The sequence below is a fragment of the Streptomyces sp. NBC_00158 genome (assembly GCF_045160885.1).
In the GTDB taxonomy this organism is placed as follows: Bacteria; Actinomycetota; Actinomycetes; order Streptomycetales; family Streptomycetaceae; genus Streptomyces.
Window position 1 is genome coordinate 4,056,600 of record NZ_CP108161.1, and the last position, 18,432, is coordinate 4,075,031.

21 protein-coding genes are annotated in these 18,432 nt (G+C 73.4%); 16 read left to right on the top strand and 5 right to left on the bottom strand.

Features of this window, described 5'->3' with window-relative positions; translation table 11 throughout:
- Positions 1–92: 92 nt before the first annotated feature.
- A complete protein-coding gene (locus OG553_RS18735) occupies positions 93–1,058 on the bottom strand; it encodes an ABC transporter ATP-binding protein (RefSeq protein WP_405980083.1) in 966 nt (321 codons plus the stop codon).
- 164 nt (positions 1,059–1,222) lie between these two features.
- Between OG553_RS18735 and OG553_RS18740 the strand changes: the two genes are divergently transcribed.
- From OG553_RS18740 to OG553_RS18755, 4 genes are all read left to right on the top strand, one after another.
- A complete protein-coding gene (locus OG553_RS18740) occupies positions 1,223–1,918 on the top strand; it encodes an ABC transporter permease (protein WP_405980084.1) in 696 nt (231 codons plus the stop codon).
- Positions 1,919–1,931: 13 nt separating this feature from the next.
- Positions 1,932–2,588, top strand: a complete 657-nt coding sequence (locus tag OG553_RS18745; RefSeq protein ID WP_405983072.1) for an ABC transporter permease — start codon at positions 1,932–1,934, stop codon at positions 2,586–2,588.
- 45 nt (positions 2,589–2,633) lie between these two features.
- Positions 2,634–3,620 carry an ABC transporter substrate-binding protein gene (locus OG553_RS18750; RefSeq protein ID WP_405980085.1) on the top strand — a complete coding sequence of 329 codons (987 nt, stop codon included), beginning with the start codon at positions 2,634–2,636 and terminating at the stop codon, positions 3,618–3,620.
- A 95-nt stretch (positions 3,621–3,715) separates the two neighbouring features.
- Complete coding sequence (locus tag OG553_RS18755) at positions 3,716–4,717, top strand: hypothetical protein (protein WP_405980086.1); 1,002 nt, start codon at positions 3,716–3,718, stop codon at positions 4,715–4,717.
- A gap of 78 nt (positions 4,718–4,795) precedes the next feature.
- Here the strand turns inward: OG553_RS18755 and OG553_RS18760 are convergent, their stop codons facing one another.
- From OG553_RS18760 to OG553_RS18775, 4 genes are all read right to left on the bottom strand, one after another.
- On the bottom strand, positions 4,796–5,113 hold the full coding sequence (locus tag OG553_RS18760) for a hypothetical protein (protein WP_405980087.1): 318 nt from the start codon (positions 5,111–5,113) through the stop codon (positions 4,796–4,798).
- Between the two features lie 92 nt (positions 5,114–5,205).
- Positions 5,206–5,421 (bottom strand): hypothetical protein, encoded by a 216-nt coding sequence (locus OG553_RS18765; RefSeq protein ID WP_405980088.1) that lies wholly within the window; start codon positions 5,419–5,421, stop codon positions 5,206–5,208.
- Positions 5,422–5,458: 37 nt separating this feature from the next.
- On the bottom strand, positions 5,459–6,370 hold the full coding sequence (locus OG553_RS18770; RefSeq protein WP_405980089.1) for an arylamine N-acetyltransferase: 912 nt from the start codon (positions 6,368–6,370) through the stop codon (positions 5,459–5,461).
- A 96-nt stretch (positions 6,371–6,466) separates the two neighbouring features.
- Entirely contained in the window at positions 6,467–7,609 is a 1,143-nt protein-coding gene (locus OG553_RS18775) for an NADH-quinone oxidoreductase subunit D (RefSeq protein WP_007264853.1), read from the bottom strand.
- A 31-nt stretch (positions 7,610–7,640) separates the two neighbouring features.
- Between OG553_RS18775 and OG553_RS18780 the strand changes: the two genes are divergently transcribed.
- From OG553_RS18780 to eccD, 12 genes are all read left to right on the top strand, one after another.
- Positions 7,641–8,132, top strand: coding sequence for a PH domain-containing protein (locus tag OG553_RS18780; RefSeq protein WP_405980090.1), 492 nt, complete (start codon positions 7,641–7,643; stop codon positions 8,130–8,132).
- A 290-nt stretch (positions 8,133–8,422) separates the two neighbouring features.
- Entirely contained in the window at positions 8,423–9,898 is a 1,476-nt protein-coding gene (locus OG553_RS18785; RefSeq protein ID WP_405980091.1) for a PH domain-containing protein, read from the top strand.
- 1 nt (position 9,899) lies between these two features.
- Positions 9,900–10,709 (top strand): hypothetical protein, encoded by an 810-nt coding sequence (locus OG553_RS18790; protein WP_405980092.1) that lies wholly within the window; start codon positions 9,900–9,902, stop codon positions 10,707–10,709.
- An 80-nt stretch (positions 10,710–10,789) separates the two neighbouring features.
- Positions 10,790–11,122: a hypothetical protein gene (locus tag OG553_RS18795; protein WP_405980093.1), complete on the top strand. Its 333-nt coding sequence runs from the start codon at positions 10,790–10,792 to the stop codon at positions 11,120–11,122.
- Positions 11,123–11,142: 20 nt separating this feature from the next.
- Positions 11,143–11,451 (top strand): pore-forming ESAT-6 family protein, encoded by a 309-nt coding sequence (locus OG553_RS18800; protein ID WP_405980094.1) that lies wholly within the window; start codon positions 11,143–11,145, stop codon positions 11,449–11,451.
- A 68-nt stretch (positions 11,452–11,519) separates the two neighbouring features.
- The gene (locus OG553_RS18805) at positions 11,520–11,900 is read left to right on the top strand and encodes a DUF6507 family protein (RefSeq protein WP_405980095.1); all 381 of its coding nucleotides are present in this window, start codon (positions 11,520–11,522) and stop codon (positions 11,898–11,900) included.
- Entirely contained in the window at positions 11,897–14,092 is a 2,196-nt protein-coding gene (locus OG553_RS18810; RefSeq protein ID WP_405980096.1) for a hypothetical protein, read from the top strand. Before OG553_RS18805 ends, OG553_RS18810 begins: the two co-directional genes overlap by 4 nt.
- A gap of 38 nt (positions 14,093–14,130) precedes the next feature.
- Positions 14,131–14,955 carry a hypothetical protein gene (locus tag OG553_RS18815; RefSeq protein WP_405980097.1) on the top strand — a complete coding sequence of 275 codons (825 nt, stop codon included), beginning with the start codon at positions 14,131–14,133 and terminating at the stop codon, positions 14,953–14,955.
- A gap of 22 nt (positions 14,956–14,977) precedes the next feature.
- The gene (locus OG553_RS18820; protein WP_405980098.1) at positions 14,978–15,967 is read left to right on the top strand and encodes a hypothetical protein; all 990 of its coding nucleotides are present in this window, start codon (positions 14,978–14,980) and stop codon (positions 15,965–15,967) included.
- A 2-nt stretch (positions 15,968–15,969) separates the two neighbouring features.
- Positions 15,970–16,683: a hypothetical protein gene (locus tag OG553_RS18825; protein ID WP_405980099.1), complete on the top strand. Its 714-nt coding sequence runs from the start codon at positions 15,970–15,972 to the stop codon at positions 16,681–16,683.
- A 201-nt stretch (positions 16,684–16,884) separates the two neighbouring features.
- Positions 16,885–17,067, top strand: coding sequence for a hypothetical protein (locus OG553_RS18830; protein WP_267036736.1), 183 nt, complete (start codon positions 16,885–16,887; stop codon positions 17,065–17,067).
- A 22-nt stretch (positions 17,068–17,089) separates the two neighbouring features.
- The gene (eccD, locus tag OG553_RS18835) at positions 17,090–18,430 is read left to right on the top strand and encodes a type VII secretion integral membrane protein EccD (protein ID WP_405983073.1); all 1,341 of its coding nucleotides are present in this window, start codon (positions 17,090–17,092) and stop codon (positions 18,428–18,430) included.
- Positions 18,431–18,432 lie beyond the last annotated feature (2 nt).

Genomic DNA, 18,432 nt, shown 5'->3' on the forward strand with positions numbered 1-18,432 from the left:
GGACGTACGTGAAGGGCCCGGCTCCGGCCGGGCCCTTCACGCGTGTCCGGGGGCCGGAGCCGGCGCGGGGTCCGGCTCCGGAGCCGGCGCCGTCAGGAGTCCTGGAGGCCGGCCCGGCGCAGGGCCCGGTGCACCCCGCCCGGGGTCAGTACGCCGGCCAGCGCGCCGGAGTCCGGGTCCGTGACCCCGATGCGGCCGGAGTCGTCCTGGAGCAGGGCGGCGAGGGCCTCGCGCAGCGACGCCCCCAGGGGCACCGTGGCGGCGGGGGCCGGGCCGCCGTCGGGGGCCGTCAGGTCGGCCTCCCCGACGGGGGTGACCGCGAGCCGCCTGAGCCCGCGGTCGGCGCCGACGAAGGAGGCCACGTACTCGGTGGCGGGCGCGGCGAGCACGGCGGCCGGGCGGGCGAACTGCTCGATGGTGCCGTGTCCGTAGACCGCGATCCGGTCGCCGAGCCGGACGGCCTCCTCCAGGTCGTGCGTGACGAGCAGGATCGTCTTGCGGACGGTCTTCTGGAGGGTGAGGAACTCGTTCTGGAGCCGTTCGCGCACCACCGGGTCCACCGCGCCGAACGGCTCGTCCATCAGCAGCACCGGCGGGTCGGCGGCGAGCGCGCGGGCCACGCCGACGCGCTGGCGCTGCCCGCCGGACAGCTGCTGCGGGTAGCGGCCGCCGTGGACGGCCGGATCCAGTCCCACCAGTTCGAGGAGTTCCGCCGCGCGGGCGCGGGCCTTCGCCTTCGGGGTGCCGATCAGCTGGGGCACGGTCGCCGTGTTCTCCAGGACCGTCTTGTGCGGGAACAGACCGACCTGCTGGATCACGTAGCCGATCCGGCGGCGCAGCTCGACCGGGTCGGCGTCGGCGATGTCCTCGCCGTTCAGCAGGATCCGGCCGGAGGTCGGCTCGATCAGCCGGTTGACCATCTTCATCGTGGTCGTCTTGCCGCAGCCGGACGGGCCGACCAGGGTGACCAGCTCGCCCTCCGCGACCTCGAAGGACAGCTCCTCGACGGCCGTCGTCCCGTCGGGGTAGCGCTTGGTCACTCGCTCGAATCGGATCACCCCGCCATCCTCCCCCAGCGGTCCGCCCGGATGGGCGAAGGGTTTGTCAGGGGAGTGTTGCGGCTGTGCGAATGTTTCCGGCCATCACGGGCACCGGGGGTTATGGTCGCTCGGAGGCCGGTCTGCGGCACACGCGTGCGAAACGGGGGGAAGGGGTGAGCGGCATGGCCGGGCAGGGCTGCCTGGTGGCGAACGACTGGATCTGCTGGGAGTACGTCACCTCCCGCTCCCGGGAGCTCACCGAAGCCACCGTCGAACACGTCTGGATCACCGCCGTGTCGGTGCTCGTCGGCGTGGCCGTGGCCGTGCCGCTCGCGCTGCTGGCCCGCCGAGGCCGCGGCTGGGCGGCGCCCGTGCTGGGCCTGACCACCCTGCTCTACACGATCCCCTCGCTCGCCATGTTCTCCCTGCTGCTGCCCTTCTTCGGGCTGTCGGCGGCGCTCGTGGTGACCGGTCTGGTGCTGTACTCGCTGACCATCCTGGTCCGCAACGTGCTCGCCGGGCTGGAGGCCGTCCCCGAGGACGTACGGGAGGCCGCGCGCGGCATGGGCTACGGCCCGGCCCGGCTGCTGTGGCAGGTCGAACTCCCGCTGGCGCTGCCCGCCCTGCTCGCCGGGGTGCGGATCGCCACCGTGTCGACGGTGGCGCTGACCACCGTCGGCTCCATCGTCGGCAAGGGCGGGCTGGGCAACCTGATCGCCCCCGCCGTGAACAGCTCCTTCAAGGCCCAGGTGCTCACCGCCTCCGTGCTGTGCGTGCTGCTCGCGCTCGTCGCCGACCTTCTGCTGCTCGCGGTGCAGCGGCTGCTGACCCCGTGGACCCGGCCGGGCGGCCGTTCCGCGAAGGCGAAGGGGGCGTGAGGGCGTGGGCGTGATGGCACGGTCCTGGGACTGGCTGGCCGACGGGGCCAACTGGTCCGGCGAGGCGGGGGTGTGGCACCGGCTCGGCGAGCACGTCTACGTCAGCGGCATCGCCCTGGCCGTCGCCTGCGTACTGGCCCTGCCCGCCGGGCTGTGGCTCGGCCACCTCGGCAAGGGCGGCGCCCTCGCGGTGAACCTCTCCAACGCGGGGCGGGCCGTGCCGGTGTTCGCGGTGCTGGCCCTGTTCATGGTCTCGCCGCTGCGCAGCGCGGGCTACGTGCCCACCATCGCCGCGCTGGTGCTGTTCGCCGTACCGCCGCTGCTGACCAACGCGTACGTCGGCATGCGCGAGGTGGACCGCTCGGTGGTCGAGGCGGCCCGGGGCATGGGCATGTCCGGAGGGCAGCTGTTCCTGCGCGTGGAACTCCCCCTCGCGCGGCCCCTGGTGATGACCGGGCTGCGCTCGGCCGCCGTGCAGGTCGTGGCCACCGCCACGATCGCGGCGATGGTCGGCCAGGGCGGTCTGGGCCGGATCATCACCGCCGGCTTCAACACGTACAACACCCCGCAGGTGGTGGCGGGCGCCGTGCTGGTGGCGCTGCTGGCCCTGGTGGTGGAGGGCGTCCTGGTGGCGGCGGACCGGCTGCTGCCGGGGGCCCCGTCGCGCTGAGGCGCGGCCGGCCGTCCTCCCTCTTGTCGATCCCTAAGGAGCATGATGAGCAAGTCCACGCGCGTTCTCGGCGCGACCCTGGGCGCGGTGGCCCTGACCGTCTCGCTCGCCGCGTGCGGCGGCGAGAGCCTGGAGAAGGCGAAGGACGGCGGTTCCGCGTCGGCCCCCGCCGGGGGCGGCGGCAAGGGGAAGCTGGTGGTCGGCGCGGCGGGCTTCACCGAGTCGAACGTGCTGGCGGAGCTGTACGCGCAGGTGCTGCGCGGCGCCGGCTACGACACCTCGATCACCACGGTCAACAACCGCGAGCTGTACGAGCCGTCGCTGGAGAAGGGCGAGATCGACGTCGTCCCGGAGTACGCGGCCACGCTCGCGGAGTTCCTGAACGCCAAGGTGAACGGCCCGAACGCGCCCAAGGAGAAGCCGGTCGCCTCCAGCGACGCGGCGGCGACCGTCGCGGCGCTGGAGAAGCTCGCGGCGCCGCTCGGGCTGAAGGCGCTCCCGGCGGGATCGGCGGTCGACCAGAACGCCTTCGCCGTCAGCAGGGAATTCGCGCAGAAGAACAACCTCAAGTCCCTTTCCGATCTTGGAAAGTCGGGGCTGAAGGTGAAGATCGCGGCGGGTGACGAATGCGCCGTCCGCCCCTTCTGCGCACCCGGACTGGAGAAGACGTACGGAATCTCCGTTTCCGGTATTGACCCCAAGGGAGTCGGCACCCCGCAGGCCAAGCAGGCCGTCAAGGACGGGGCGGACCAGCTGGTGCTGACCACCACCACAGACGCCACCCTCGACAGCTACGGCCTGGTCCTGCTGGAGGACGACAAGAAGCTCCAGAACGCCGACAACGTGCTGCCCGTCGTCAATGCCAAGGACGCCGGGGCCCCGGAGGTCGCCGCCGCCCTCGACGGGCTCACCAAGGCCCTGACGACCGCCGACCTCGTCGAGTTGAACCGCAAGGTGGACGCGGAGCGCGCCAAGCCCGCCGACGTCGCGAAGGCCTATCTGGACTCCAAGGGCCTTCTGAAGAAGCAGTAGTTACGCCGTTGATGGCCAATTGTGGGGTAACTGCCCGGGAACAGATTGCCGGGCGGGTACCCCACACGCCGTCCACGCCCTGTAAATTTCAGGCCATGCCCCGTGGACGCCACCGCAATCCCGAGCCCCTGCACCGACTTCTCACGCCGACGGCCGTCGCCGGGGTTTCCGTGGCCAGCGCCGGTGCGGCCTGGCTCCTCGCGGAACCCCTCGCGCTGCGCCTCCTCGTGGCCCTCACGGCGGCCGCGGGCGTGGGCGGTGCCGTCCTCATGCGCTCCTGGGACCGGGCGGCCGGCCGCCGGGTGGCGGAGCTGGCCCGCGAGCGGGTCAAGGACGAGTGGAAGACGGACGAGCGGATAGCCGAGCTCGAATCCGACATCGAGGAAGCCCGCCTGCTGCGCGCCCGCCTCGACGCCAAGCTGCGCGCCAAGCGCGTCGAACTGGCGGGCCTGCGCGGGGAACACGCCGCGCTGCTGCGCCGGTACGCCACCGCCGAGACCGAGCGCGCCAGCGCCCTGGAGAAGCGCCGGCTGCTCGCCATCGAGGCCGCCTCAGCCCCGGCGGCCGGCCCCAGGGAACTCCCCGCCGTCTCCGAGGAGCGCACCGGCGCCGGAGCACCCACCCCGGTCGGCTACGCCCGGGCCCACGCCGCGATGTCGGCCCTTGCCCGCAAGGCGGAGGAGCGGGCGGCCACCGCTCCCGCCGAGGCGGCCGCGCACACCCGTCCGACCGTGCCCGCGACCGTGCCCGCCCAGGCGTCGGCGGTCCCGGCCCGCCGTCCGGCCGCGCCGGTGTCCCCGTACGCGGCCCAGCGCCGCACCGCCTCCCGCGTCGAGGGCGGCTTCGACTTCTTCGGCACGAAGAACGCCGCGCAGGCCCGCGCCGTGATCGAGTCCGTGCAGAACGAGGACCTCGCCGACGTGGTCGGCGCCGAGGCCCTCGCCGTCCACAAGGCGGAGGCCGCGGGCGGCGGATCCGAGCCGGAGTTCAAGCCGTCCACCCCCGAACAGGAGGCGGTGGGCCAGGTCATCGACCTGACGGAGCACGACGAGACCGAGCCCATCGACGTGGTCCGCCTCCGCACGGCGATCTCCTAGACGGCCCGACGAGGTCGCGTCCGAGGGGCCGGCCGAACGGGCTTTCCACAGCCTGTGCACGAGGGGCGCGCGGCGGGGTCAGGGGAAGGCGAGGACCAGCCCGACCGCGAGCAGCTCCAGCAGCAGCTGGGCCGTCAGGGCCTTGCCGCGGAGCCTCTCCGGCGCGGCCAGGGCCGCCACCAGCGCCAGCGCCGCCGCACCGCACAGCACCAGGAAGAAGACCCCGGGGAAGGGCGCGCAGCCGCCCCTCACCAGACAGCGGGAGCCCTCCTCGGTGGCCAGGACCAGGATCTTCGCCACCACCAGCGCGGGCACGAACAGCCCGGCGGCGATCAGCGCGCGCACGTGGGCGCGGGAGCCGGTGGTGGCGGTCGGGGGCTGCGGGGTCCAGGTCATGCGGCCATCCTGGCCCGGCGGGCCGGCCCGGGGATCCGTACGCGTACTCATCCCGCCCGGCCCCCGTACCCAGGGGGCGACGGCCGGGCGGCTCAGAACAGCGGCAGCTGGCCCGGGTTCGGGCCGAGGACGAAGCCGTCCAGGGTCGGCGCGGAGGCGCCCAGCACCACCCGGGCCCGGGAGCCTGGGCAGGACACCATGTCGGCCCGGCCGCGCCCGGCGGGAGGGTCGTGGCGGGCGATCCGGCCGGCCGTCACCGCGCAGTCGCGGCCGCAGGAGGGGCAGGCACGGCGGGGGGAGTGGGACATGCCCCCAGTCTGCCCTGCCGCACCGACAGCGAAGCCGTCAGGAGGCCGTAGCCGGTTCGGGCGCTCCCGCCTCCGCGGCCTCCGCGGCCTCCGCCTTCGCCGCCCTCGACGCGAGCCACTCCCCGTGCGCCCGGTCCACCCGGGCCCACAGGGCCTCCCGGTCCGCCCCCGTCAGGTCGTCGAGCCGCCGCAGGAAGACGCCCTCCAGCACCTCGAAGAACTCCCGGGGCCCGGCCAGTTCCCGCTCCGCGGTCACCTTCCCGCCCCCCGAGACGCGGGTCAGGACCCGGCCGCGCAGGACGTCGACGCCGTCCGCGTCGCGCCGGAACAGCGCGAAGGTGCGTACGAAGGGGGAGTCGGGGGAGGTCGACAGCCAGACGTGCTCGTCCTCGAAGTCGGCCGTCGCGGCCGGGGCGTCGCGGAAGTTCACCCGGGGCATGTGGCTGTCGGCGGTGAGGTAGCTCCAGCCGGGGCCCTCGCCCTCCAGCGGGTCCAGCCGCCGCAGCGCGTAGCGGAAGCCGCCCTGCTCGTACGAGCCCTCGCGCAGCGGCAACGGCTCGTACGGGCCGTCCCCGAGCCCGGCGTCCACCCAGTACGCCGCCCCGCCGACGCGCACGGTCAGGGTCAGGTGCTGGCCGTTGACCACGCGCGACCCGCTGTCGGCCTCGACCCCGCCGAGGTGGCGGGTCACGTCGTAGCCCAGGTCCTCCAGGAGCGCGGCGAAGGCGCCGTTGAGGTGGAAGCAGTAGCCGCCGCGCCCCTCGGCGAACCGGCGCGCCGACAGGCCGGGGTCGATGCCGGGCGGCCGGCCGAGGTGGATGTCGACGTTGTCGTAGGCGATGCGCTCCAGATGGGCGCGCTGGAGCGCGAACAGGCCCTCGGCGGAGGGGGCGCCGGGATCGGTCAGGCCGAGTCGGCGCAGGTAGTCCGGGTACGTGCCAGTGGTCATGGGGGCACCCTAGGAGCCGCCGCCGACACCGCCCGGACGGATTGCCGCCGGACTGTCAGGTCGCCCGGACCCGGGCCCGGTCCCCGCACGCGCCGCCTACTTGTCGATGTCGCCGACCACGAAGAAGAGCGACCCGAGGATCGACACCATGTCCGCGACCAGCTGTCCGGGCAGCAGCACGGCCAGCGCCTGGATGTTGTTGAAGGAGGCGCTGCGCAGCTTCAGCCGGTACGGGGTCTTCTCGCCCTTGGAGACCAGGTAGTAGCCGTTGATGCCGAGCGGGTTCTCCGTCCAGGCGTACGTGCTGCCCTCGGGCGCCTTCAGCACCTTCGGCAGCCGCTGGTTGACCGGTCCCGGCGGCAGCTCCGCCATCCGGTCCAGGCAGGCCACGGCCAGGTCGAGGGCGTTGTGCGTCTGGTCGAGCAGCACCTCGAAACGGGCCAGGCAGTCGCCCTCGGTCCGGGTGACGACCTTCAGCACGTCGGCGAGCTCGCCGTACGCCAGGTACGGCTCGTCGCGGCGCAGGTCGAAGTCCACGCCGGAGGCGCGCGCGATCGGACCGGACACCCCGTACGCGTGCACCGCCTCGGCGGACAGGACGCCGACGCCGCGGGTGCGGGCCCGGAAGATCTCGTTGCCGTGGACCAGCTTGTCGTACACGTCCATGCGGGTGCGGACGTCGGCGATGGCGGCGCGGGCCCGGCCGAGCCAGCCGGCCGGGAGGTCCTCCTTGAGGCCGCCGACGCGGTTGAACATGTAGTGCATGCGGCCGCCGGAGATCTCCTCCATCACGGCCTGGAGCTCCTCGCGCTCGCGGAACGCGTGGAAGATCGGGGTGATACCGCCCAGTTCGAGGGGGTACGACCCGAGGAACATCAGGTGGTTCAGCACCCGGTTCAGCTCGGCGAGGAGCGTACGCATCCACACCGCGCGCTCGGGGACCTCCATGCCGAGCATCCGCTCGACGGCCATGACCACGCCGAGCTCGTTGGAGAACGCGGACAGCCAGTCGTGGCGGTTCGCGAGCATCACGATCTGGCGGTAGTCGCGCGCCTCGAAGAGCTTCTCGGCACCGCGGTGCATGTAGCCGACCACCGGCTCGGCGCTGGCGATCCGCTCGCCGTCCAGGACGAGCCGCAGGCGCAGCACGCCGTGGGTGGAAGGGTGCTGGGGTCCGATGTTGAGCACCATGTCGGTGCTCTCCGCCGCACCGCCGATGCCGACCGTGGTCTCCGTCATGGGCGCATTGTCTCAGTCCTAGGGTGGGTGCATGGATACGGGGACGCAGGGTGAGACGGGCCGCCCGCAGTGGGTGGGCCTGCCGGAGGGGCTGCGCGGTGTCCGGCGGCTGCTGCTGGTGGTCTGGACGGTGCCGCTGACGGTGGCGACCGGCGTGTCGCTGGGGCTGGCCGCCGGTCCCCGGTGGGCGCTCTGCGCGGCGTTCTGGCCGGCGGTCCTGGTCTGGGGGTGGGTGCTGATCGGGCGGAACTGGCGGTCCTGGCGGTACGCGGAACGGGCCGACGACCTGCTGATCAGCCGGGGGGTGATGTGGCGGGAGGAGACGGTGGTCCCGTACGGGCGGATGCAGCTCGTGGAGGTGACCTCGGGCCCGCTGGAGCGCCGCTTCGGCCTGGCCTCGGTCCAGCTCCACACGGCGGCCGCGGCGACGGACGCCAAGATCCCGGGCCTGGCCCCCGCGGAGGCGGAACGCCTCCGCGACCGCCTGACCGCCCTGGGCGAAGCAAGGTCGGCGGGACTGTGACGGGCCGCTCCGCGGGGGAACCGGACTCCCCGCCGCCGCCCCGCTCCGCGGGGGAACCGGACCGGGGCACCCCCGCACCCGGCGAAGCCGATTGCCCGGCCACCTCCGTGCGGCGGGGGCCGGCCGCCCCGCCGCAGGCTCCGGCCGTCACCGCGCCGGGGGCGGCCCCGCCCGCGCCGGGGACGGGGTCTCCCGGCGCCGCCCAGGCGCAGCCGGAAGACCGGCCCGCGCCGGCCGCCGCCCCGGCGGAACGCCCGGGTCCGGGGTCCGGGGCGGAGCCCCGGGGAACGGTGGAAGGGCGGGTAGGGGACGGCCCCGCGCAGCGGCCGGCCGCCGCCCCGGCTACGGCCGCCGCCCCGGCTACGGCGGCCACCCCGTCCGGGGTCGGCCCGGTGCGGCCGGAGACCCTGCCGGGGGCTGCCCCGGTGCGGCTGGAGACCCCGCCCGGGAAGGGCGCCGGTGCCCCCGCCCCGCCGGGAGGCGAGCGGCGGCTGCACGTGCTGACGCCGCTGCGCCGGGCGTGGGTGCCGATCGCGGCCACCGCCGGCGTCGTCATCCAGCAGGGCGAGCGCGCCCAGGAGTGGGTGGCCGAGCTCACCCCCGCCGTGCGGCTCCTCGTGGTGGCCGGGCTGGTCCTCGTGTTCGGCACGTACGGCTTCCTCAGCTGGTGGTTCACCCACTACGCCGTCACCGACACCGAGCTCCGCATCCGCACCGGCCTGCTCTTCCGCCGCACCGCCCACATCCGCCTCGACCGCATCCAGGCCGTGGACGTCACCCGCCCCATGCTGGCCCGCATCGCCGGCGTGGCCAAGCTCCGCCTCGACGTCATCGGCACCGAGGCGAAGGACGAGCTCGCCTTCCTCGACGAACGCGACGCCGTCGCCCTGCGCGCCGAGCTGCTGGCACGCGCGGCCGGCTTCGCGCCCGCCGAGGCCGTCGCCGTCGGCCAGGCCCCCGCGCGGGAGCTGCTGCGCGTGTCCGTGCGGGACCTGGTGGTCTCCCTGCTGCTCGGCCTCGACGTGTGGGCCGCGCTCGCCGGCGGGATCGTCGCCCCGCTCGTCGTCTGGCGGGTCAGCGACAGCCCCTGGGCGGCCGCGGTCATCCTCCTGCCGATGCTCGGCGCCGCCTGGGCCGGCACCGCGGGCCGCTTCCTCGCCGGGTACGACTGGACCGTCGCCGAGTCCCCCGACGGGCTGCGCCTGGACCACGGTCTGCTGGACCGGGCCCACGAGACGGTCCCGCCGGGGCGGGTGCAGGCCGTACGGATCGTGGAGCCGCTGCTGTGGCGGCGGCGCGGCTGGGTCCGCATCGAGCTGGCCGTGGCCGGCTCCAAGAACGGGGTGCTGGTCCCGGTGGCCACCCGGGAGGCCGCCCACGCCCTCATCGCCCGCGTGCTGCCGGGCGCGGACCCGGCGGGCCTGGAGTTCAGCCCCTCCCCGCGCACCGGCTCGCGGTGGGTGGTGCCGGTGTGGTGGAAGGGGTACGGCCTGGCCGTCTCCGAGCAGGTCTTCGCCGCGAGGCGGGGCCGCCTTTGCCGCCGCACGGAGATCGTTCCGCATGCGAAGGTGCAGAGCGTGCGCCGCTCACAGGGCCCCTGGGAGCGCGCCCGCGGGGTGGCCGACGTACACGTGGACACCGGCGCGAACACCACCGTCACCGCCCGGCTGCGCGCCGCCGCCGAGGCCGGAGACCTGCTGCACGACCAGGCGGTCCGCTCCCGCACCTCCCGCGCGGCGGCCCGCCCCGACCGATGGATGACCTGACATGACGACGGCCTACGAGCGGCTGCTCGGCACCGGCTTCGACGGGACGCCCGCCGACGACCCGTACGAGGTGATCTGGGAGGGCGAGGACCACCCCGGCCACCGCGACCGCGTACCCGGACTCACCGCCCTCCTCGACGACCCCGCCGCGGCCTGCGGCGAACGCCTCCTGGCCCTGATCGCCCTGGTCCACTGGGCCGAGCCCGCCGGCTACGGGGCGGTCCTCCGGGCCGCCACCACCGATCCCCGCGCCGCCTTCTGGTACGGCTGGTCGATCGACCGCTGGTTCTCCCAGGACGACAGCTACGGCCATTTCTGCGAAGCCGCCGTCCACAGCGCGGAGTTGGCCGCGGAGAAGGGCACTTCGGAGCTGCGCGCCGCGACCCTGCGGGCCCTGGTCGGCCTCGCCGACCGGGAGGGCTTCGGCGACCGGCTGGGTGACTGCCTCGACGCCGAGTCGGTACGCGACTGCCTGCCCGGGATCCGGGCCGCCGTCGAGCGCGGCCTCGCCGGGATGCGGGCGGGGCGGCGCTACCGCTTCGACGTCCAGACCCAACTCGTCGGCCTCGCGGGCGCCGTGACCCTGGTCGACGAGGAGCTCGCCGTGGAGCTGCTGCGGATGCTGCTCGACGACGCCCCTTCCGGCCGCGCCCTCCGGCACGCCGCCGGCCCCGTCTCCCGCTGCCGGGGCCCGGCCGGCAGGGCCCTGGCCGCCCGGCTGTGGGAGGCGGGGGACGACTACGTACGCGAGGTGCTGGGGGAACGGCAACCAGCCGACCTCGATTTTCAGCCAGACGTCAAGGCCGGATGAAACCGTGTTTGTGTTCGCAACGTCCCTTCGGTAGACAGGTACGCACGCAAGTGACGGAACAACACGTCAGGGGTGGGTGTATGAAGTTCGACATGGGCAGCACCACGCTGTCCGAACTGGGCAAGGCCACGACCGGTTCCAGCGACGACCTCGGCACGCTGATCAAGCTGCTGGTCGCCGCCGCGGACCCGCTGGAGGGCAAGTTCAACGGCGTCGGCCGCCAGGCCTTCGACTCCTTCAAGCGGCGCTCCGACGCCATCACCGCCGAGCTGAACGCCTCGCTGCGCGCCATCCTCGGTGGTCAGGCCGGGATGGACACCTCGTTCACCACCGGTGCCCAGGAGCAGGGCGACAACGCCCACCAGAACATGGGCTCCGCGAACTTCGACGCCGCTCGCTTCGGCGCGCGCTGAAACCCGGGGGACTGACAGACATGGCGAACCAGGACCGCACTTCGTACGACATCGCCGCCTCCGTGGAGGTCCAGGGCGGGCTCGACGGGATCATCGGCCGGCTGGAGCGGGTGCTCGGCGACCGCGAGGCCGCGGTGAAGGCCGCGATGATGGAGTTCCAGGCCGACGGAGTTTCGGACGAGTACCACGGCAAGGAAGCCCGCTGGCACAAGGCGGCGAACGAGGTCCGCGACATCATCCGCCTCGTCCGCACCACGCTGGATCAGAACGACTCGACCGCGCAGGCCACGCTGCAGAAGGCCAAGACGGCGGTCGACAACATCGGCTGACGCAGGGACGCCGGGACGCACGTCGGGACGCACGCCGGACGAGGGACGCGAGGACACGGGGGTAGGGCATGGACTGGGACATCAAGCCGTCCGGCGTGCAGGGGGTCGTCAACAAGACGATCACCGCTGCGGAGGGCTTCCAGAAGGCGGGCAAGTCGCTCCAGACGGAACTGCCGGAGGCCGCGAAGCACGCGGGCACCATCACTCCGGGCGGCGGCAGCAGCGGCGAGGGCGGCGGCATGGGCCCGATCGCCGGCGCGCTCGGTGAGCTCATGAAGGCCCACGAGTACCGCCTCGCGTTCATCGGCGCCCGCACGGAGGCCTCGCTGAACGGCGCCGTCAACGCGACGACGGCGTACGTGCAGGGCAACATCGAGCAGGCGCAGAACGCGCAGAACCAGGCCCTGAAGGAGCCGAAGGTCGAGCTTCCGGGGACTGGTCAGAAGTGACCGACCACGTACCGATCAATCCGTGCACGATCCCGCAGTTCACGGGTGACCTGGACGCGTTGGAGCAGGACCACGCGGCGATCACGGCGGCCGCGGGCACCTTCCGTACCGCGGGCTCGAACGTGGACAGTGAGTTCCAGGGCCTGTCCGCCTTCTACGCCGCCCCCGAGGCCGCCCAGCTCTTCGCCACCACCAAGCCGGTGAAGACGGACAGCGACTTCTTCGCCGACCAGCTCGAATCGGCGGCCAAAGCGCTGGGCGAGTACGTCACCGAGGCCCGCCCCATCGTCGCCCGCCTGAAAGAACTCCAGGTGAAGGCGACGACGTTCACCGGCAAGATCGCCGGGGACGAGCACTGGAAGGACGACGGGAAGAAGATCGATGAGAACAACGATCTGATCCACGACGTCAACGCCGCCGCGGAGGCCTTCTGGGCGGCCGAGCGAACCTGCGCGAACAAGATCCGCGCCCTGTACTGCGCCCCGCCCCTGACCGTGAACGACGGCTCGAACGGCGCGAACATGTACGGCTACAAGGCCGATGACCTGAACAAGGTCCAGGACCTGCCGTGGGGTTCGCAGCTGGAGGAGACCCACCGGGCGTGGGAGGTCGGCTACTGGGTCAAGTCCTTCGTGTGGGACGGGATCATCGTCGACGGGATCTGGGGCACCATCCGGGGCCTGGGCACCCTGGTCGGCGTCGACGGCTGGGACAAGGCCGGCCAGGCCTGGACCGGTCTCGCCAAACTCGCCACCGGCCTCGCGATCACCTCCATCCCCGGTGTCGGTACCGCGTTCTGGATGGCGGACGACAAGCAGCTGCCGGGCTGGCTGAAGGACTCCCGCACGGCGATGAAGGAGACCGGCAAGGCTCTGGTCGCGTGGGACGAGTGGGGCAAGAACCCCGCCCGCGCGGCCGGTGCGGTCACCTTCAACGTCCTGACCACTGTCTTCACCGGCGGCGCCGGAACGGCGGCGAAGACGGGCGGGATCGCGAAGGTCCTCTCCGTCGCCGGGAAGGCCGGCAGGATCATCGACCCGATCACCTACATCGGCAAGGCCGGCTCCCTGGCGAAGCTGAAGATCGGTGACCTGTTCGCGAACCTCGGCAAGGTCGACGGTGCGTTCCCGAAGATCGACGACGTGGTGTGGAAGGACCTCCCGAAGGCCGACGCGCCGGGGGTCAGGTTCCCGCACCCGGACGACACCGTCCAGCTCACCGACGACGCTCTCGGCCGGCCGCAGTACTTCGACAAGGTCACCAACCAGCTCTTGGACCACAAGGGCATGCCCAAGCAGGACCTCACCTCCGTCCCCAAGGGCGTAGACCACCCCCTGGCCGAGGTCCCCAAGCGGCAGGAAGTCCCCGTCGGCGTCGGCGCCCACACCGCGGACGTCACCTCCCACACCCCGGGCGGGGCCACCACCCACACCCCGGGCGGGACCGCGTCCCACACCCCGGGCGGCACCGCCGACAACCTGCCGCACAACAGCCACACCGAACCCGGCGGCACCAACACCACCCCGGGCCACGGCAACACCGACACCACCCCCACCGGCGGCGGCCACACGGACACCCCCTCCACGGGCGGCCACGGCGACGGCCCCTCCACGGGCGGCGGCGGCCACGGCGACGGTCCGACCGTCCCGCACCAGGGCGATCACGGTGGCACGGGCACCCCTGGCGGCGGAGGCGAGGGCGCCGGTGCTGGGGGCACTGAACCGCCGCCCAAGGTGAGGAAGCCCGAGGCTTCCTGGCCGGTCAAGGACGACGTTCCCGGTACCGCCCGGGGCAAGAGCCTGCTGTATCCCAACTCCCGCCACGACCTGAGTGGTGTGAGGAGCGGGCAGGTGGACACGAAGAACACGATCATCCTGCCGGAGGCGAAGCAGGCGGTGAAGGACGACCTTGCAGACATTGCCGCCGGTCGTGCTCACTATGACAAGGACGCGCAGCGGTACACCGTCAACGGACGCACGTACGGCGTCGAAGAGACGGGCCGTACCTTCCCTGTGTCCGGTCCTGGACTCATCAACCTCAGCCGGACCGAGTTCCTGGCCCTCAAGATGATCATGAGGGTAAACGGTGACATGAGTAAGCTCGAGAAAATGTTCAGCAAGGATCCGAAGTTCCGGGACAGCCCGGAAGCCATTCAGCGGATGAATGATCTTTACCGGGAGTACTACTCGTGATGTACGGATTCTTGACCGTAGGGGCACCGGAGCCGGACGTGATCGCACGTCTGCTCGCAGAGGAATTCGGAGTGCCCATCGCCTCGGTCGGAGTGTCGCCGGAAAGCGAGTTCGAGGACCGCAATTGGGATGCCAGCGTAACCTGCGACTACGAATTCCTCCACGGTGACCTTGCCTGCAACCTGACCGTGTACGCCGCGGAAGAGGTGGCCGACCAGCCGGCGGAAGAGGACCTGGCTCTGGCCTTCGCGCGCAGGTTGGGCACGCCCGTCCTTACTGCCTGGGGAACCATGCCGGGTATCCGGAAGGTCGTGGCCCCCCAGGGGGCGACCACCTTTGCCCGGCTCGAACCCCTGGAAGCCCCTGAGGACTGGGCGGACATCGGCGCGGGATTCCGGGTGACTGCGACCGAGCGGCTCGTTCCCGGACTTGAGCACGCGCCGATTGAAGGATTTCCCGAAGTCGTCCGGGAAGTCCCGGCAGTCACCCCTGTGGCAGACGGGTTGTTCCCCGACGCTCCTCAGGGCACGCCCGCCTTCGAAGTTCGGACTCTCGTGTGGATGTGGGAGTCCCTCGTCTGGCGGATGGCCACGGGCTGGCCGCCCGCGGGCTGGTACGGGGCCGGCATGTACCGGGAGGACCTGGAGATCCGCGATCGGCTGAGCGCGGTGATCGAGGGGCTCGCCGCCGACGAGCGGGCATCCGTGGTCGTCGCGATGGAGTCCTTGGACGCGGCGTTCCGGGAGCACACGGCGGAGGACGACGGGCACGCGCTCGCCGTCGCTCTTGAAAAGGACACCGGGGAGTTCGCCTCGGCGGCGTGGTACTGGCATCGCCGCCCGGCGACCCTGCCGTGGAGCTGAGCCGAGGCGCTTGAGGCAGTCCGTGATCACGACCGAGCCGGTGGGGGAGTGGTTCTGGGAGCCCTCCCCCGTGCTGGATGCCGCCGTGAACGGGGCTGCGCGGGCGGTCGCGCTCGTGGGGGAGGTCAGGGACGTCCTGGCTTCCCTCGGGCTGGTCGCCGACGGCGGTGCGGGTTCGGTCGAGGTCCGTGACCTGTCGGCCATGGCTCGGCCGCTGTACGAGCTGCGTGACGTGCCGCTCGACGTGCTGGCCGGGCAGGCGTCCGCCGTGCGGCTGCTGCCCGACCAGCACCTGACGGTGGTCCTCCAGCTCCCCGGGGAGTGGGTGGAGGCCGGGGTCCGGCGGCGGGCCGAGAAGCTGTTCGTCGTACGGGTCCACATGTGGGATCAGGGGGGCGTGGTGCTCGGGATGGGTGTCTACGCCGATCCGTGGCTCACCCAGGACCTCCGGGAGCGGCCACAGCCCGAGGTGGCCGCCGAGAACGCGCCCCGGCTCGCGGCCGCGCTGGAGCGGATCTCCGCCCTGGCGGGGTCGGAGGTCGACCCCGGCGACCCGACCCGGCACGCCCGCCCCACGGCGTACGGGTTCGCCGACCTGCTGGCGGAGGAGGCGGCGTACGCGGACTCCTGGGGCACGTTCGAGGTGCCCGCGCGCTGGCGGCGGCTCGTGAAGCTCCTCCCCGGCGGATACGGGGAAGGGGACTACGAGGCCACCACCGAGGACCCCGTCCGGTACGCCGAAGTTCGGTGCGGGGAGCGGCTGCTCGGGTTCCTCTGGGCGTCCGCCGACGGCGCGGCCGGCTACGAGCCCCGCAGCGCGGCGGGGGACGCGGCGTTCTGGGCGGGCGTGCCCTGGCTGTTGCGGTTCCGGGCCGCACGGCGTGGTGGGGCCTGGGCGTCGGAGGCCCTGGACGGCTGCCTCGGCCGGACCGAGGACGGGTCGTCCGTCGGAGCGGCCGTACACCGGGCGCCGTCGCCGGACGCGCTCGCGGAGCTTTCGGGGAGGGGCTGAGGATGCCGGCGTGGCGGATGCTGGAGCGGCTGCGGGCCGTGGAGTGGGACATGCGGTGGGACCTCGCGTTCGAGCGCGGCGGGTCCCGGCAGGTGCTGATGTGGGAGTACCTGCGGCGGGCCGCCGTGTGGGCGAAGGCCTGCGGGGCCGAGGGGGCGTGGCCGTTCTACGACGTCACGGCCTACCTGGACCCGGAGTTCGAGCTGCCGCCCGCGCAGGCGGCCGAACTGGAGGAACTGCAGCGGACGGTCTACTGGGAGGACCTCCGGAAGACCTGTGCCGGGGCCGTGCGGCTGGCGGGGCTCGGGGAGCGGAACCCGGACGCGGTGGCAGGGCTGCCGGACCTGTACGAGCCGCTGGTGCTGTTCTACGAGCGCGGCGGGTCCTTCAGCCGTGACTGCTCCGGCGTCTTCCTCGACCTCGTCGGCGTGATGTGCCGGCCCGGCAAGCCGGCGGGCTACCTCGGCAGCCGGCCCGTCGGCGTCCTCGACGACGCCGTCCTCGACGCGCTGGAGGGCGAGGGGCGCATCACGTACCACCAGGCCGAGGGCGGCGAAGGGCCCTTGTTCCGGAGCCGGGTGCTGGGGGACGGCCGGGCCGACGAAGTGCTCGGGCGTGATCTGTGCTGGGAGCCGGCGGACCTGCCGGCCGGGGCCGCGGGTCTGGCCGCCATCGGCCACCTGGAGGCGGCCAGGCGGATCGGGAGCGCCTTGTGATCCGTGCCGATCGGCTGGTCGGGCGCGAGTGCCGGGTGCGGCTGGGAGCCCGGCAGGAGCATGGCGGAAACGCCTCCACCGGTTTCGGCGTCGTGAGGGGTCGTACTAGCGTCTGGGGCGACAGGGAGAAGGGGGGCCGGGGTGGCGGCCGAGGACTACGACAGCCAGTTGCTGGAGTCCGTCGCGGTGCGTCGGCGCAGGATGCGCGACGCCGTGCTGTTCGGAGCGCAGCGCGGGCGCCGGGTGGCCGACGAGCGGATCGGGAAGGCCGTCGCCGGGCTGGTCATCGCGGCCGTGCTGTGCGCCGGCTGCGTCGGCTGGTCGTTCATCTCCCACCGCCTCATCGGCAAAACGGGGACGCCCGGACAGGTCAGTACTCGGTGATAGGTTCGAACGCGTGGTGAGCATGGGCGCAGTGAGCGGTACAGCCTTGAGCCGGGTCACCCTGGTCGGTGAGCGGCGCCGGATGGACCTGGTACTCCCCTCACAGGAGCCCGTCGGGCGGCTGCTGCCCGACGTCATACGGATGCTGGACGACCGGGTCGCCGCACAGCCGATGCTGCGTCACCTGGTCACGGCCGACGGGTCCGTCATCGAGCACGGCGTCTCCCTGGAGGACGCGGGCGTCGCCGACGGCGCGGTGCTGCGGCTCGTACGGGTGCAGGACGTGCCGTCCGCGCCCGTGGTGCACGACGTCACCGACGAGGCCGCCGAGGACCTGGACGTACGCGCCTGGCGCTGGCGTCCCTCCGCGCGGCGGGTCACCGCCGGGGCGGGGCTCGTGCTGTGGGCGCTGGCCGCCGGCTGGTTCGCCCGGCGGGAGTTCGCGCCGGGCGCGGTGGCCGGGGTGCTGCTCGGGACCGCCGCCGTCGCGGGTGTCGTCGGCGCGCTGGCGGGCCGGCTGAAGCGGGCGGGGCTGGCGGCGGCGCTGCTGGCCTGTGCCGCCGCGGTCGGGGTGCTCGGGGCGTGGACCCTGGGCGACGCGCAGCACTGGGGCGCCATGGGCCGGCTCGCCGCCGTCGCGGGTGCGCTGGCCGTCGGGCTCGCGCTGCTGGGGTGGTTCACGCCGCTCGGGCGGGGCGGGTTCGTGGGCGCCGCCGCCCTCGTGGGCCTGACGGTGGTGTGGGAGGCGACCGCGCTGGCGCAGGGCCAGGCGGGCGCCCGTACCGGGGCCGTGCTCGCCGTGGTCTCGGTGGTCCTGCTCGGGCTGCTGCCGCGCCTCGCGCTGGCCGCGGCCGGGCTGACCGGCCTGGACGACCAGCGGGCCCGCGGGGCCTCGGTCAGCCGGTACAAGGTCGCCACCGCCCTCGGCGCCACCCACCGGGGCATGGCGCTGGCCACCCTCGCCACCGCCGTCTCGGCGGGCGCGGCCGGTGTGGTCGCGCTGCGGGAACCCGACGTCTGGACGGTGTCCCTCGCCTCGGCCGTCGCCGTCGTGCTGTGGCTGCGCGCGCGGGCGTTCCCGCTCGTCGCGGAGGTCGTCGCGCTGCTGCTGGCCGGGGCCGCCGTCACCGTGGCGGCGCTGCTCGTCTGGGCGGGCCGCGCCGGTGCGGCCGGGCCGCTGGCGGTGCTGCTGGCGCTGGCCCTGGCGGCGCTCGGCGTCCTCGCCGTCCAGCCGCCCGAGCACGTCCGGGTCCGGCTGCGGCGGGTCGGGGACACCGCCGAGTCGATCGGCGTCATCGTGCTGTTCCCGCTGCTCATCGGGGTGTTCGGCGTGTACGGGCGGCTGCTCGGCACCTTCGCGTAGGG